We start from the raw sequence: 13,950 nt of genomic DNA, 5'->3' as shown, positions 1-13,950 counted from the left end.
CTTTTGTGTACTGCATGTGATTGGGCTCCGCATTTCGCCGCACTGGGGACCGGTGCTCTGACCCGTCGGACGGTATTGCGCGCGGCCGCCGTGACCGCTGTGGTGGCGACGGGCGCGGCGTGTGCGAAACCGCCCGCCGCGACCGGCAAGAACACCGCCGATTTTGTGTTCCGCAACGGCCGGATCTACACGGTGTCCCCGGCCCAGCCGTGGGCGCAGGCGGTGGCCGTCACCGGAAACACGATCACTTACGTCGGCGACGAGGCCGGGGCGAAGGCGCTGGAGGGGCCGGACACCCACGTCGTCGACCTCAAAGGCGATCTGCTGCTGCCGGGGTTCGTGGAAGGCCACATCCACCCGTTCCTGGGCTCGTTCCTCAGCAGCGGTGTCGATCTGCAGGTGCCCACCGGCGCGGACGCGCTGGCCGCGATCGCCGAGTACGCCAAGGAACATCCCGACGGCCCGGTGCGTGGATTCGGTTGGCGGGTGGACATGTTCGGGCCGGAGGGGCCGACGCGCGGCGAGCTGGACCGGGTGCTGCCCGACCGTCCCGGGTTCTTCTTCGCGATCGACGGCCACAGTATGTGGGCGAACAGCAAGGCGCTGGAGAAGGCCGGCGTCAGCCGCGACACCCCCGATCCGATTCCGGGGTTCAGTTACTACGTGCGCGACCAGCACGGTGAGCCCACCGGCTATGTGCTCGAGGTCGCGGCGGTGTTGAGCCTGGTCAATGCCGTCGATCCGATTTCGCCGCATTCGATGCAGACACTGCTGGAGACGTGGCTGCCCAAGGCGTCGGCGGCGGGCATCACCTCGGTATTCGACGCCGGGGTGCCGCCGATCGGCGATGACCAGGGTGCGCTGATCGCTCTGTACACCGACCTGGAACAGCGCGGGAAGCTGCCGTTCCGAGTGGTCGCGTCCTACGCCGTGAAGTCCCCGCCGATCGACGACGCGGTCGCCAAGATCACCGACATCCGGAACCGGGTTTCGACTGACCTGGTCAACGTGGGCGTCGTGAAGATCATCGGCGACGGCACGCAGGGCGGGTACACAGCGTGGCTCATCGAGCCGTACGCCGACAAGCCCAATTCGATCGGCGGATCGCCGTTCTCCGAGGAGCAGTGGCACCAGCTGGTCCGTGAGGTCGACGCCGCGGGCTTCGACGTCCACATCCATGCGTGCGGTGAGCGCACCGCACGCACCGGGCTGGACTCCATCGAAGCGGCGATCGCGGCCAATCCGCCGCGCGACCGCAGGCACGCCGTCGCGCACCTGGTGTACGTCGAGGACCCCGACAGCCAGCGGTTCGGCAAACTCGGTGTGATCGCGCAGTTTTCGGCCAACTGGATGTCCGCCGACCCCGACACAGTGCAGAACCTTGCGGTCCGGTACGGCAAGCCCCGGCAAGATCTGTTCTATCGGGCCCAGGACGTCCTCCGTTCAGGTGGCCGCATCTCGCTGGGCACCGACTGGCCCGCCGCGGGGTATTTCTCCACGTACAAGCCGCTGGATTCCATCCAGATCGGGGTGACCCGCCAGCTGGTCGGCCAGGCCGAAGCTGCGGTGCTGGCGCCGGCCGATCAGCGGCTCAGCGTCGAGGAAGCGGTGCACGCCAACACCATGGGTGCCGCTTACCAGATCCGGCTTGACGACAAGGTCGGCTCGATCGAGGTGGGTAAGCGCGCTGATTTAATCGTGTTGGGTGCCAACATCTTCGAGATCGACCCGCACGATATCCATCGCGCGAAGGTGACGATGACGATGATGAACGGCGAAGTTCGCCACCAGGCCTAGAACGGGTGGTGACCTGTTCCCGGTTTCCCGGACACCGAGGTTGAGGCGATGATCGTCTCGACGGAAGGAGTCCGAACCGATGCCTGCTGCTCATCCCGAGGAGTTCCGCCGCCGTGCAGTGGAGTTGGCCCGGCTGCGGGAAAAGCCGATCGCGCAGATCGCCAAGGATCTCGGGATCAGCGAGTCCTGTCTGCGCCGGTGGATGGGCCAGGCCGATGTTGACGACGGCCACAAGGAGGGGCTGAGCCGCGATGAGCGGGCCGAGTTGGTTCGGCTGCGTCGGGAGAAGCGGGTGCTAGAGATGGAAGTCGAGATCCTTAAACGGGCCAGTGCCTATTTCGCCCGAGAGAACGTCCTCCCAAAATAGGGTTCCGGCTGGTCCAGGAGCTGGCCGCGCAGGGCTTCCCTGTCGCGGTGACCTGCCGGATCCTGAAGGTTTCGACCTCGGGCTTCTACGAATGGCGCCACCGACCGGCGTGCGACCGCGACCGCGAGGACGCCGAATTGGCCAACACGATCACCGCCATCCACGCGGCCTCACGCCAGACCTATGGGGTGCGCTGCGTGCACGCTGAGCTGCGCTACGGCCACGGTGTGCGGATCAGCCACAAACGGGTATGGCGCTGCATGAAACTGGTGGGCCTACAGGGAGTGCACCGCCGTCGCTGGCGCGGTCCAAAACCCGAGGCAGCCTCGTGGCCGGATCTGGTCAACCGCCAGTTCATCGCCGAGGGACCTGACCGGTTGTGGGTTACCGACATCACCCAGCACCGCACGCCTTAGATTCCAGCAGTCGTCGCAACACCTACTGGAGGTGGTTGCGATCGCTGATCACCTGCGCACCGAACTGGCCGCCGACGCCTTGGACATGGCCCAGCTGCGCCGCAAACCCATCGGCACGGTGGTTCATTCGGACCGCGGAACCCAATACACCAGTTGGCTTTTCGGGCAGCGGCTGCGCGAAGCCGGCCTGCTGGGTTCCATGGGTCGGGTGGCCTCGGCATTCGACAACGCCATGATCGAGTCCTTCATTGGCTCGATGCAGATCGAGCTGCTCGACCGACGCATCTGGAACACCCGCACCGAGCTCGCCACGGCGATCTTCGAATACATCGAAGCCTTCTACAACCCCGTCCGTCGCCACAGCGCCCTGGACTACCACAGCCCGATCGACTACGAAAGACTTCACACCACCACCAACACGGCGGCGTGAACAACCCACATCAGCCGTCCGGGAAACCGGGAACAGGTCAATCGACGACTACAGCGACCTCAGACCCGCTAGACAAGCCCGAAACATCACCCTGACCAGCGCCGCACAACACCTCGGCGTCTGGCCCACCGTCATCTCACGACTCGAACGAGGACTCCAACGCCACGACACCCTGGCCACCAACTACCGCCACTGGCTCAACACTCACCAAATCGACGCCGCTTGACCCATAACAGAGATAGGAGCATCGGAAATCAGCGGCGAACGACAGCCGTCGCCGTGAACCGATCCTGCAGCCCGCGGCCGTCGGCGTCGGTGAACAACCCCGGGATCACCAGGGACAGCAGCAAGCCGCGCCCGATCGCCCGGCCGCTTCCGACATGCTGGCGGTTATCGACCGGGATCACCATCAACCCGAGTGCGTACTGTCCCGGCGTGAAACCGAACAGCCGCACCGATAGCACCCCCAGCACGAACCAGATGAGCAGGACGGCCGTCGACAACATCGCGACGCTGATGATTCCCAACGACATCCCCAGCGCAGCCAGCCCGTAAGCGATCAACCAATCGATCAGCAGCGCCAAGAAGCGCCGGCCCGACCGCGCCAGCGAGCGTGGTCCCGATTCCGGCAGGCCCAGCGCGTGGCCGGGCCATCCGGCGTCCTCGCCGGACTTCACCGGTTCCGGTCCGGACAGCCAGGAGCCGATCTCACGTGCCATGGCCCCAGGATATGCGGGCCTGCGTCAACACCCCGCGTCCCACCGCCACCTAGGATGCGTAACGTCGGCGCAACATGAGCTTGATGGGCATGCAACATCGGCTTCATAGCGTCAACCGCGGGTTAACAAACCTCTGTGCCGAGACATGCGCAAAATTGGCCGCACCGAAGGAGATTAGTAAGTGGCTGAAAAAAACGCTGACGACCTGTTCAAGCTGATCAAAGACGAGAAGGTCGAGTACGTCGACATTCGGTTCTGCGACCTGCCCGGTGTGGTCCAGCACTTCTCCATCCCCGCCTCCGCATTCGACGAGAGCGTGTTCGAGGACGGCCTCGCGTTCGACGGATCGTCGGTGCGCGGCTTCCAGTCCATCCACGAGTCCGACATGATGCTTTTGCCGGACCCCGAGACCGCGCGCATCGACCCGTTCCGCGCCGCCAAGACGCTGAACCTTAACTTCTTTGTGCACGACCCGTTCACTCGCGAGGCCTACTCGCGTGACCCGCGCAACGTCGCCCGCAAGGCCGAGAACTACCTCGCCAGCACCGGCATCGCCGACACCGCCTACTTCGGCGCCGAAGCCGAGTTCTACATCTTCGACTCGGTGTCGTTCGACTCGAAGATCAATGGCACCTTCTACGAAGTCGACTCGGAGTCGGGCTGGTGGAACACCGGTGAGCCGTTCGAGGCCGACGGCTCGGCCAACCGCGGCTACAAGGTTCGCCCCAAGGGCGGCTACTTCCCCGTCGCCCCCTATGACCATTACGTCGACCTGCGCGACGAGATGGCCACGAACCTGCAGAACGCGGGCTTCACCCTCGAGCGCGGTCACCACGAGGTGGGCACCGCCGGCCAGGCCGAGATCAACTACAAGTTCAACACGCTGCTGGCCGCCGCCGACGATGTGCTGCTGTTCAAATACATCATCAAGAACACCGCGTGGGCCAACGGCAAGACCGTCACCTTCATGCCCAAGCCACTGTTCGGTGACAACGGTTCGGGCATGCACGCCCACCAGTCGCTGTGGAAGGACGGCAAGCCGCTGTTCCACGACGAGGCCGGCTACGCGGGTCTGTCGGATATCGCTCGCCACTACATCGGCGGCATCCTGCACCACGCGCCGTCGCTGCTGGCGTTCACCAATGCGACGGTGAACTCCTACAAGCGTCTGGTCCCGGGTTACGAGGCTCCGATCAACCTGGTCTACAGCCAGCGCAACCGCTCCGCCTGCGTCCGTATCCCGATCACCGGCAACAACCCGAAGGCCAAGCGTCTCGAGTTCCGTTGCCCGGACAGCTCGGGCAACCCGTACCTGGCGTTCTCGGCCATGCTGATGGCTGGCATCGACGGCATCAAGAAGAAGATCGAGCCGTTGACCCCGGTCGACAAGGACCTCTACGAGCTGCCGCCGGACGAGGCCGCTGCGATCCCGCAGGCTCCGACGTCGCTGTCGGCCGTGATCGACAAGCTCGAAGAGGACCACGAATACCTCACCGAGGGTGGCGTGTTCACCGAGGATCTGATCGAGACCTACATCGCCTACAAGCGTGAGAACGAGATCCTGCCCGTGCAGATCCGGCCTCACCCGTACGAGTTCGCGCTGTACTACGACGTGTAGCCCAGTTAACGCTGGTCCGCAGAAGCTCGATACGAGTCCATCCGTTCGGCGATCACATCACCGATTGTCGACCGGGTGGACTCGTCTGCGTCGGGGCATAGATGCCTGTAGGCGTCCAATGTCGTGCGCGCCGACGCGTGGCGCATGCGCGACGTCCGCTGGTGCGCCAGAGCGGTACTGCGAAACGAGTGAGCAGATAAAGCAGGCCGTTCGTGGCAGGGCCGGCAAACACGGTGAAGGCGACCGCCACGGTATTGCCTTCGGCCAGCGCGGATGGGTAATCGACGTTCTCATCGATGCCGATGAGCAGCAGGATGTCACCGATGCTGCCGTGGCCCCAGGTGATCTTCAGGGGATCGGACTTGATGCCCCACATCCACGCCATGAACGAGTGGTCGAACTCGTGCGGCAACACGGCGATGTAGTGCGCCAGCAACAGAACGACCGGGGTTGCCGCGAGCAGCCACGACGTCGCAGAAGAGTAGCGCGGCACCTCAGCGGCGGCGGGGCCGCCAGCATTCGACGGTTCTTTGGTCGGCATCTGCCTGCCCTGGCTAATTTTAAGGGTCCGCCACGGTAACACGACTCAGAGCACCCATCGGCGCAAACGGCTGGCGCATCCGTGCAAACGGAGGACAGTCGAGGTGACGATCAGGCGCGCCACTGAAGCAGCACTATCCCAAAGGTCCAGAACATGGCTGAGAGCACCGACGAGGTCACCCGGGAATCTCTTCGATCGCCCTCGGTCGAGGAGTTGAGTCGTCTGGATGCCGCCGCGACAGGTGAGGGCCTTGAGCTGGTGTTTCAGCCGATAGTGTCCCTACCTGAGGAAGAGGTCGTGGGGTACGAGGCGCTGGCGCGATGGGATCATCTCGACGATCTTGGCGCCCCCGAAGCGGTATTGGCCCGCGCGGCGGACACCGGCAGACAGATGCAGCTAGACCGGCTGTGCATCCACAGGGCGATCGAGTCCGCACTGGCTGCCGAATTCGATCCGGACACAATGTTGTTCATCAACTCTGAAGCCGTCACAGCCCACGTCTCGCGGGCACACGATGCCTTGTTGGCGCGAGGCGCCGAACGCCTGCAGATCGTCTTCGAACTCACCGAACGTGGACTGCTCAGCGATCCGCCCGCCCTGTTACGCAAGGTCGCCGCTCTGCACGCGGATGGATTCGCCGTCGCCTTCGATGACGTGGGAGCGAATCTGGAGTCCCTTGCACTGCTGGACGTTGTCTGTCCCGAAATTATCAAGCTCGACCTGGCCCTGGTCCAATCCTTATCCCGATACCACCAGGCGCGGACCTGGTCCGCGGTGCTGGACCATCACGAGCGGGCCGGCGCGACCATACTCGCCGAAGGCATCGAAACCGCCGAACACCTCGACCGCGCGTTGGCGTTAGGCGCAACGTTGGGGCAAGGGTTCAGATTCGGGCGCCCGGGCCGGCTGGCCAGCCATCGGTCAATCCGGGGGCGCGGGGCCCCCCGGATCCGTTCCCAGCAGCCATCTTTGGACATCGGATCCCCGTTCGACGCCGTAGCCGGCAGCGTGCCGACCCGCACCGAACGCAAAGACACCGTGCTGGCCCTGTCGCGCTACATCGAACAGCAAGCACTCGCCGCGACAGATCCACCGATGGTGCTCACCGCGCTGCAACGCGTTGAGTTCTTCACCACTGCCACCAGGGATCAATACCATCGCCTCGCTGGCCCGTGCCCATTGGTGGCAGTCTTCGGTCACGATGTTCCCGCCGACCTGGGATCCGGTGTCCGAGGCTTCACCATTAACGACGGCGATCCGCTGAGCTGCGAATGGGTCGTCCTCACGCTGGGCGCTACCACCGTGACCGCGCTGATCGCCCGCGAGCACGCTGACAACGCCGATCACGGTCGCCAAGACGGTGATCGACTCTTCGAAGTCGCTATCACCAACGACCGCTCCCTAGTGACGGGGGTCGCACGAAATCTTCTCAATCGCATGCTCTGACTACCTAAGTCACATGTGCAGCTGGGCATCTCCGCGGAGAGCCTGTTCGCACCCCTGCCCATCAGTATCGTTGGGCCCATGACGCAGAGACTTGACGCTCGGCTCGACCGCTACGCACCTGCGGCGCTCAGCGTGTTCCGAATCATCTTCGGACTGCTGTTTCTGTTCCACGGCCTCTCGACGATCGTGGGCTGGCCGATCGCGCCTGGCGGCGGCACCGCCTCGGTGGGCGCGTGGCCCAACTGGTACGCCGGCATCATCGAGCTGGTCCTCGGCACGCTGATCACCGTCGGGCTGTTCACCCGGATCGCGGCGTTCATCGCCTGTGGCGAAATGGCTTTCGCCTATTTCTACCAGCATATCGAGGTCAGTTTTTGGCCGATCGTCAACCACGGTGAGCTGGCCGTCGCCCTGTGCTTCGGATTCCTGCTGCTGGTGTTCACCGGTGGTGGCGCCTACGCAGTGGATGCCGTCCGCGGCCGCCGCTAGGCGTCCAGCGCCAGATCCTTGCGGAATCGCCGCATCCCGTCGATCTTGTCCGCCAGCGACGCATCCGGCCCCGAGTAGAACATCCACGGCATCGTCACAATCCCGGTGATGCCCGCCGCAGCGGCCCGCTCGTAGTGCGGGATCGTGAACGCGTCGGTCAGTGGTGTCAGGATCTCGAAACCATCCATGGTCAAACCGCTTTCGGCGCGCAGCTCACGCAGTTTGTCCACCCGGAGAATCGCTTGGTCGAGGCTGATGAGGTCACCGATCCAGCCGTCGAGGCGGGCCGCCCGCCGTAGCGCGATATCCGACAGTCCCCCGCTGTAGATCGGGATGCGCGGCGGTGTCGGCATCATCTCCAGCCGCGGGGTCTGGTAGAACTCGCCGTTGAACTCGGTCCAGCCCGGCTGCCAGAGCGCCCGCATCAGCTCGATCATCTCGTCGGTGCGCTTGCCTCGTTTGGCGAACTGCTGGCCCATCAGGGTGAACTCTTCTTCGCACCAGCCCACGCCGATGCCGAGCTCCACCCTGCCCTTGGCCAGATATGCCGCGGTACCAATCGATTTGGCCGCCGAGTACGGATCGCGCATGCCCGGGATGTACACCGTCGTCACGAACTTGATCTCACTCGTGGCCTGCGCCAGCGCCCCGACCAGCACCCACGGATCGGGCCAGTCGGTGAACGGCTGCCAGCGGCGCTCACCGTTCTTGGTGTACGGGTATGGAGTGGCCAGGGTTTCCAGGTTCACCACGTGGTCGGGTATACCGAGCCCGTCGTAGCCCAGATCGTCTGCTGCCTTGGCAATCTCGACGATCTCACTGGTTTCCAGGAACGCAACGCTGACATAGAACTTCACCCTGCATCCCTCGCCCACGCCGGCATGATGAATACCCCTTCTGCTTCGACCGTGATTCCCTGTGCGTCGCGGAGAAATCCGCGCGCATATGTCTTGTAGCCCTCGTTACCCTCAACCCACGCCTCGCCCCGTAACGGCCCGAGTGGCGTGCCACGGAGGTACTTCAGCGTGATCGTGCCGGTGAACTTGGGCGTGCTGAGCTGCCGGGTGGCGACCTCACCGAGCAGCTGGTCGAGCAGCAGCGCGCAGATGCCGCCGTGCACCAGACCGGGCGGCCCCTCGTAGACCGGCCCCAGGGTGAACTCGGTCCACACCCGGCCCTCTTCATGATGGGTGGTCATCGGCGGTGCCAGCGGGTTGTGCCGTCCCACAGCGGGATTGCGCCAAACCACCGGCAGTCCGGTCTCCTCGTGCCGCAGCACCCGGGGGCGGTCGCTCGGCGTGCGCTCCAGCATCTCGCTGACCGAGTCGATAGTCTCCCGGGCGGCCTGGATCGTCTCCGCATCGGCACCGCTGTGGATGCTGGCCTCGATGAGCCTGCGCAGCGCCTCGGCCAGCGGCTCGTGCAACGCGCCGATTCGATCATGCTCGTCGGCGCTGATGACACCCCATTCGAAATCCATCGCTGCCTAACTTCCGAAAACCTTGAGTGCCACGGCTTTAGCGCGCCGAGTCACCCGCAGATAGTTGTCCAGGAATTCCCCGCCATCGTCGTTGTGCCAGCCCGCGGCCTCGGCGACCGCGTTGAGCTGGCGGCCGGGCCCTGGCAGCTGGTCAGTCGGCTTGCCGCGCACCAGCACCAGTGCGTTGCGTGCCCGGGTTGCGGTCAGCCAGGCCTGGCGCAACAGGTCCACCTCGTCCTCTGCCAGTAGTTCGGCCGCACCGATCGCGTCCAACGTCTCCAGTGTCGAGGTGTTGTGCAGCGACGACACCGTGTGGGCGTATCGCAGCTGGAGCAGCTGCACGGTCCACTCGACGTCGGCCAGCCCGCCACGGCCGAGTTTGGTGTGAGTGTTGGGATCCGCGCCGCGAGGCAACCGCTCGGCATCCACCCGCGCCTTGATCCGCCGAATCTCCTGCACGGCTTCGGCGGACACCCCCCCGGCGGGGTAGCGCGTCTTGTCGATCATCAGCAGGAACCGGTCGCCGAGGTCCATGTCGCCGGCCACCCGATGGGCCCGCAGCAGCGCCTGGACCTCCCACGGCTGCGCCCACTGCGCATAGTAGGCCTCATACGACGCGAGGGTGCGCACCAGCGGGCCCTGGCGGCCCTCCGGGCGCAGATTCGCGTCGACCTCCAAAGGCGGGTCGGCACTGGGTGTTCCGAGCAGCGTGCGGATCTGCTCGGCGACCGACACCGACCACTTGACGGCGCGGGACTCCTCCACGCCGGCATTCGCCTCGCAGACGAACATGACGTCGGCGTCCGACCCGTAGCCGAGTTCCCCGCCGCCGAGGCGGCCCATGCCGATCACCGCGAGCTTGGCGGGCGCCACGCCGTCGTCGGGGGTGTTGGCGCGGATGACCGCTTCCAGCGCCGACTGCAGCACCGCGACCCACACCGATGTCAGTGCCCCGCAGACTTCGCGGACCTCGAGCATGCCCAGCAGGTCGGCGGACGCCACGCGAGCCAGCTCCCGGCGTCGCAGGGTCCGTGCGGCCGCGATCGCGCGCACCGGATCGGCATGCCGGGCCGTCGAGGCGATCAGCGCCCGGGCCACCACATCGGGCTCGATGTCGAGCAGCTTGGGCCCGGCCGGACCGTCGGCGTACTGCTGGATCACCTCCGGTGCCCGCATCAATAGCTCGGGGACATAAGCCGACGTGCCGAGCACGTGCATCAGACGCTTGGCGACCGCGCTCTCGTCGCGCAAAGTGCTCAGATACCAACGCTGTTCGGACAGCGCCTCGCTGATCCGACGGTAGGCCAGCAGGCCGCTGTCCGGGTCCGGGCTATCGGACAGCCAGTCCAGCAGCCGAGGCAACAGCACGGCTTGGACCCGGCCGCGGCGCCCGCTCTGGTTGACCAGTGCGCTCAGGTGCGTCAGTGCGCTCTGCGGCCCCTCGTAGCCCAGTGCGGCCAGCTGGCGCTCAGCGGCGGCAGGGGTGAGGCCGGGCGCAAGCCCCACCGACGGGCCGACGGATTCGAGCAGCGGCTGGTAGAAAAGCTTGGCGTGCAACCGCGATACTCGGTGGTTCTGGCGTTTGATCTCCTCGCGGAGCACACCGAGCGAGTCGTGGGTGCCGTCGGGACGCATGTGCGCCGCGCGGGCCAGCCAGCGCAGCGCCTCCTCGTCGTCGGCGGGCGGCAGCATGTGGGTTCGTTTGAGGCGCTGCAACTGCAGGCGGTGTTCCAGCAGCCGCAGGAACTCATACGAGGCGGTCAGGTTGGCGGCGTCGTCGCGTCCCACGTATCCGCCGGCCCCCAGCGCCGCCAGCGCGGCGACCGTCGATGCAACATGCAGCGAGTCGTCGGTGCGTCCGTGCACCAATTGCAATAGCTGGACGGCGAATTCAACGTCGCGTAACCCACCCGTGCCGAGCTTGATCTCACGGCCACGCACGTCGGCGGGCACCAGAGCTTCCACTCGCCGGCGCATCGCCTGCACCTCGGGGACGAAATCCTCGCGCTCGCAGGCGGTCCACACCATCGGCATGAGCGCGGCGATGTACTGCTCCCCCAACTCGGCGTCACCGACCGCGGGCCTGGCCTTCATCAGGGCCTGGAATTCCCAAGTCTTGGCCCACCGCTGGTAGTAGGCGACATGGGATTCCAGGGTGCGCACCAATGCGCCCTGTTTACCCTCGGGGCGCAGCGCGGCGTCCACCTCGAAGAAGGTGTCCGACGCCAGGCGCATCATCTCGCCGGCCACCCTCGTGGTCACCGAATCGGCTTGCTCGCCGACGAAGATGACGTCGACGTCGCTGACGTAATTCAGTTCCCGTGCACCGCATTTACCCATCGCGATCACCGCGAGGCGGGGTGCCGGGGTGCCTTCTTTGCACACCGTCGCTACGGCCACTTTGAGTGCGGCGTCCAGCGCGGCGTCGGCGAAGTCCGAGAGGTGCTCGCCGACCGTGGAGAACGCCACCACGGGTTCGTTCTCGACTGTCGGTGCCAGGTCCCGGCTGGCCAGGGTCAACAGCTGGTCGCGGTACAGCGTGCGCAGCTTCGGCATGATGGTGGCGGGGGCGGTGCCGAATTCGGCTATGCAGTCGTCGAACAGCCGACGCAGTGCGGCGGCGTCGGGCACCGTCGCGCTCCCCTCGAGCAGATGCCACGACCGCGGGTTGGCCACCAGGTGATCTCCCAGTGCCAGCGACGACCCGATCACCGCGAACAGCCGGCCCCGCAGGCTGCGGTCTTTGAGCAGTGCGGAATCCAGTTGCTGCCAGTCGTTGCCGAGTGCGTCGGCCAGCCGGGTCATCGTCTGCAGGGCCACGTCGGCGTCGGGTGCCCGGGACAGCGACCACAGCAATTCCACGTGGGCGTCGGTGTCCCAGCCCAGCCTCGTCAGGTCAGTGGCGGCGGCGGGCTCGACCAGACCGAGACGGCCCACGCTGGGAACGCGCGGGCGCTGCGTCGCTGGTTTTGCCACGTGCACGACGGTAGCGCAGTGCCAATTCCCGAGTCGCTTCGCTCCTGCTCTCCGGCCTGCTGCAGCGGTCGGCTACAGAGACAGATAGGCCTTCAGCTCGTACGGCGTGACATTGCTGCGGTACTCCTCCCACTCCGCGCGCTTGTTGCGCAGAAAGTAGTCGAAGACGTGCTCGCCCAGTGCCTCGGCGACCAACTCGGAGCTCTCCATCTCTGCCAATGCCATACCCAGGCTGGACGGCAGCTCGCGGTACCCCATCGCGCGGCGCTCCTCGGGAGTCAGCATCCACACGTTGTCTTCGGCCTGCGGGCCCAGCACGTAGTTCTTCTCGATACCGCGCAGCCCGGCCGCCAGCAGCACCGCGAACGTGAGATAGGGGTTGCATGCCGAATCGGGGCTGCGCACCTCGATGCGCCGCGACGATGCCTTGCGCGGGGTGTACATCGGCACCCGGACCAGCGCCGAGCGGTTGGCCGCGCCCCACGACGCCGCCGTCGGCGCCTCGCCACCGTGCACCAGCCGCTTATAGGAGTTCACCCACTGGTTGGTGATCGCGCTGATCTCGCTGGCGTGCTCCAGGATGCCGGCGATGAACGACTTTGCGACGTCGGAGAGCTGCAGCGGATCGTCGGGGCCGTGGAAGGCGTTGGTCTCGCCCTCGAACAAGCTCATGTGGGTGTGCATGGCCGAGCCGGGATATTCGGCGAACGGCTTGGGCATGAACGACGCCCGCGCCCCTTCTGCGAGCGCGACTTCCTTGACGACGTAGCGGAACGTCATCACGTTGTCGGCCATCGACAGTGCGTCGGCGTAGCGCAGGTCGATCTCCTGCTGGCCGGGTGCACCCTCGTGGTGGCTGAATTCGACCGAGATGCCCATCTGTTCGAGGGCATCGATGGCGTGCCGGCGGAAGTTGGGCGCCGAGTCGTGCACGGCCTGGTCGAAGTAGCCGCCGTTGTCGGCAGGCACCGGCACCGAACCGTCGTACGGGCCGGGCTCGAGCAGGAAGAACTCGATCTCGGGATGCACGTAGCAGGAGAACCCGAGGTCGCTGGCCTTGGCGAGCTGGCGGCGCAGCACGTGGCGGCTGTCGGCCCACGACGGCGACCCGTCGGGCATCGTGATGTCGCAGAACATCCGGGCCGAGTGGTGCTGGCCCGCGCTCGTGGTCCACGGCAGAACCTGGAACGTCGAGGGATCCGGGCGGGCGACGGTGTCGGATTCGAAGACGCGCGCGAAGCCCTCGATCGAGGATCCGTCGAAGCCGATCCCCTCTTCGAAGGCACCTTCGAGCTCGGCGGGAGCGATCGCGACCGACTTGAGGTACCCGAGCACGTCGGTGAACCACAGCCGGACGAATCGGATATCCCGTTCCTCCAGCGTGCGCAGCACAAATTCCTTCTGGCGGTCCATAACGCGAGCGTATGCAGCGGGTGTTAATTCCGTGTTACGGGCCTGCTGCACCTGGCGGTCAGCACTGCAAGTTGCCCGGCACGGTCTGGTCGACGAAGTAGTTCACGATCGCCGAATCGACGCATTTGTCGCCGTTGAACACCGCCGTGTGCTGCGTGCCGTCGAAGGTGATCAGTGGTGCGCCCAGCTCGCGGGCGAGGTTGACGCCGGCCTCGTACGGGGTGGCCGGGTCGTGTGTCGTGGATACGACGACGACGC

At 65.7% G+C, this 13,950-nt stretch carries 14 protein-coding genes; 7 read left to right on the top strand and 7 right to left on the bottom strand.

Going from position 1 to position 13,950, the window contains the following annotated elements:
* Nucleotides 1-3: 3 nt before the first annotated feature.
* The 4 genes from CG716_RS27985 (at nucleotide 4) to CG716_RS27970 (ending at nucleotide 3,010) form a co-directional block, all read left to right on the top strand.
* On the top strand, nucleotides 4-1,797 hold the full coding sequence (locus CG716_RS27985) for an amidohydrolase (protein WP_094484402.1): 1,794 nt from the start codon (nucleotides 4-6) through the stop codon (nucleotides 1,795-1,797).
* A gap of 79 nt (nucleotides 1,798-1,876) precedes the next feature.
* Nucleotides 1,877-2,164, top strand: a complete 288-nt coding sequence (locus CG716_RS27980) for a transposase (protein WP_094484401.1) — start codon at nucleotides 1,877-1,879, stop codon at nucleotides 2,162-2,164.
* Nucleotides 2,165-2,211: 47 nt separating this feature from the next.
* Nucleotides 2,212-2,580: an IS3 family transposase gene (locus CG716_RS27975; RefSeq protein ID WP_165774335.1), complete on the top strand. Its 369-nt coding sequence runs from the start codon at nucleotides 2,212-2,214 to the stop codon at nucleotides 2,578-2,580.
* A gap of 31 nt (nucleotides 2,581-2,611) precedes the next feature.
* Nucleotides 2,612-3,010, top strand: coding sequence for an IS3 family transposase (locus CG716_RS27970; protein ID WP_165774334.1), 399 nt, complete (start codon nucleotides 2,612-2,614; stop codon nucleotides 3,008-3,010).
* A gap of 254 nt (nucleotides 3,011-3,264) precedes the next feature.
* Here CG716_RS27970 and CG716_RS27960 read toward each other — a convergent pair whose 3' ends face one another.
* Nucleotides 3,265-3,729 (bottom strand): RDD family protein, encoded by a 465-nt coding sequence (locus CG716_RS27960; RefSeq protein ID WP_094484398.1) that lies wholly within the window; start codon nucleotides 3,727-3,729, stop codon nucleotides 3,265-3,267.
* A 181-nt stretch (nucleotides 3,730-3,910) separates the two neighbouring features.
* Here CG716_RS27960 and glnA (CG716_RS27955) point away from each other — a divergent pair, with 181 nt between their 5' ends.
* The gene (glnA, locus tag CG716_RS27955; protein ID WP_094484397.1) at nucleotides 3,911-5,347 is read left to right on the top strand and encodes a type I glutamate--ammonia ligase; all 1,437 of its coding nucleotides are present in this window, start codon (nucleotides 3,911-3,913) and stop codon (nucleotides 5,345-5,347) included.
* 52 nt (nucleotides 5,348-5,399) lie between these two features.
* Here glnA (CG716_RS27955) and CG716_RS30415 read toward each other — a convergent pair whose 3' ends face one another.
* Entirely contained in the window at nucleotides 5,400-5,888 is a 489-nt protein-coding gene (locus tag CG716_RS30415; protein WP_165774333.1) for a hypothetical protein, read from the bottom strand.
* Nucleotides 5,889-6,041: 153 nt separating this feature from the next.
* Between CG716_RS30415 and CG716_RS27950 the strand changes: the two genes are divergently transcribed.
* Nucleotides 6,042-7,334, top strand: coding sequence for a sensor domain-containing phosphodiesterase (locus tag CG716_RS27950; protein WP_094484396.1), 1,293 nt, complete (start codon nucleotides 6,042-6,044; stop codon nucleotides 7,332-7,334).
* Between the two features lie 78 nt (nucleotides 7,335-7,412).
* A complete protein-coding gene (locus CG716_RS27945; RefSeq protein ID WP_094484423.1) occupies nucleotides 7,413-7,823 on the top strand; it encodes a DoxX family protein in 411 nt (136 codons plus the stop codon).
* On the opposite strand, the gene CG716_RS27940 is transcribed toward CG716_RS27945, so the two are convergent.
* The 5 genes from CG716_RS27940 to CG716_RS27920 all read right to left on the bottom strand — a co-directional run.
* The gene (locus CG716_RS27940; RefSeq protein WP_094484422.1) at nucleotides 7,820-8,680 is read right to left on the bottom strand and encodes a TIGR03619 family F420-dependent LLM class oxidoreductase; all 861 of its coding nucleotides are present in this window, start codon (nucleotides 8,678-8,680) and stop codon (nucleotides 7,820-7,822) included. The genes CG716_RS27945 and CG716_RS27940 overlap by 4 nt on opposite strands.
* Nucleotides 8,677-9,303, bottom strand: coding sequence for a PaaI family thioesterase (locus CG716_RS27935; RefSeq protein ID WP_094484395.1), 627 nt, complete (start codon nucleotides 9,301-9,303; stop codon nucleotides 8,677-8,679). Before CG716_RS27935 ends, CG716_RS27940 begins: the two co-directional genes overlap by 4 nt.
* Nucleotides 9,304-9,309: 6 nt before the next feature.
* Nucleotides 9,310-12,279 (bottom strand): bifunctional [glutamine synthetase] adenylyltransferase/[glutamine synthetase]-adenylyl-L-tyrosine phosphorylase, encoded by a 2,970-nt coding sequence (locus CG716_RS27930; RefSeq protein WP_094484421.1) that lies wholly within the window; start codon nucleotides 12,277-12,279, stop codon nucleotides 9,310-9,312.
* A gap of 72 nt (nucleotides 12,280-12,351) precedes the next feature.
* Nucleotides 12,352-13,692 (bottom strand): type I glutamate--ammonia ligase, encoded by a 1,341-nt coding sequence (gene glnA, locus CG716_RS27925; protein ID WP_094484394.1) that lies wholly within the window; start codon nucleotides 13,690-13,692, stop codon nucleotides 12,352-12,354.
* 58 nt (nucleotides 13,693-13,750) lie between these two features.
* The coding region (locus CG716_RS27920) for an alpha/beta hydrolase (RefSeq protein ID WP_207760803.1) at nucleotides 13,751-13,950 on the bottom strand (200 nt) is incomplete at its 5' end.

This window comes from Mycolicibacterium sphagni, from assembly GCF_002250655.1.
Lineage (GTDB): Bacteria > Actinomycetota > Actinomycetes > Mycobacteriales > Mycobacteriaceae > Mycobacterium > Mycobacterium sphagni.
The sequence above is the reverse complement of the archived record's forward strand: the minus strand, read 5'-3'. Positions and strand labels throughout refer to the sequence as shown.

Bases quoted from the DNA above. Each gene is read 5' to 3' on its own strand.
- CG716_RS27945 (WP_094484423.1), top strand. From the start codon at position 7,413: ATGACGCAGAGACTTGACGCTCGGCTCGACCGCTACGCACCTGCGGCG.
- CG716_RS27980 (WP_094484401.1), top strand. From the start codon at position 1,877: ATGCCTGCTGCTCATCCCGAGGAGTTCCGCCGCCGTGCAGTGGAGTTG.
- CG716_RS27950 (WP_094484396.1), top strand. From the start codon at position 6,042: ATGGCTGAGAGCACCGACGAGGTCACCCGGGAATCTCTTCGATCGCCC.
- CG716_RS27960 (WP_094484398.1), bottom strand. From the start codon at position 3,729: ATGGCACGTGAGATCGGCTCCTGGCTGTCCGGACCGGAACCGGTGAAG.
- CG716_RS30415 (WP_165774333.1), bottom strand. From the start codon at position 5,888: ATGCCGACCAAAGAACCGTCGAATGCTGGCGGCCCCGCCGCCGCTGAG.
- glnA (WP_094484394.1), bottom strand. From the start codon at position 13,692: ATGGACCGCCAGAAGGAATTTGTGCTGCGCACGCTGGAGGAACGGGAT.
- CG716_RS27935 (WP_094484395.1), bottom strand. From the start codon at position 9,303: ATGGATTTCGAATGGGGTGTCATCAGCGCCGACGAGCATGATCGAATC.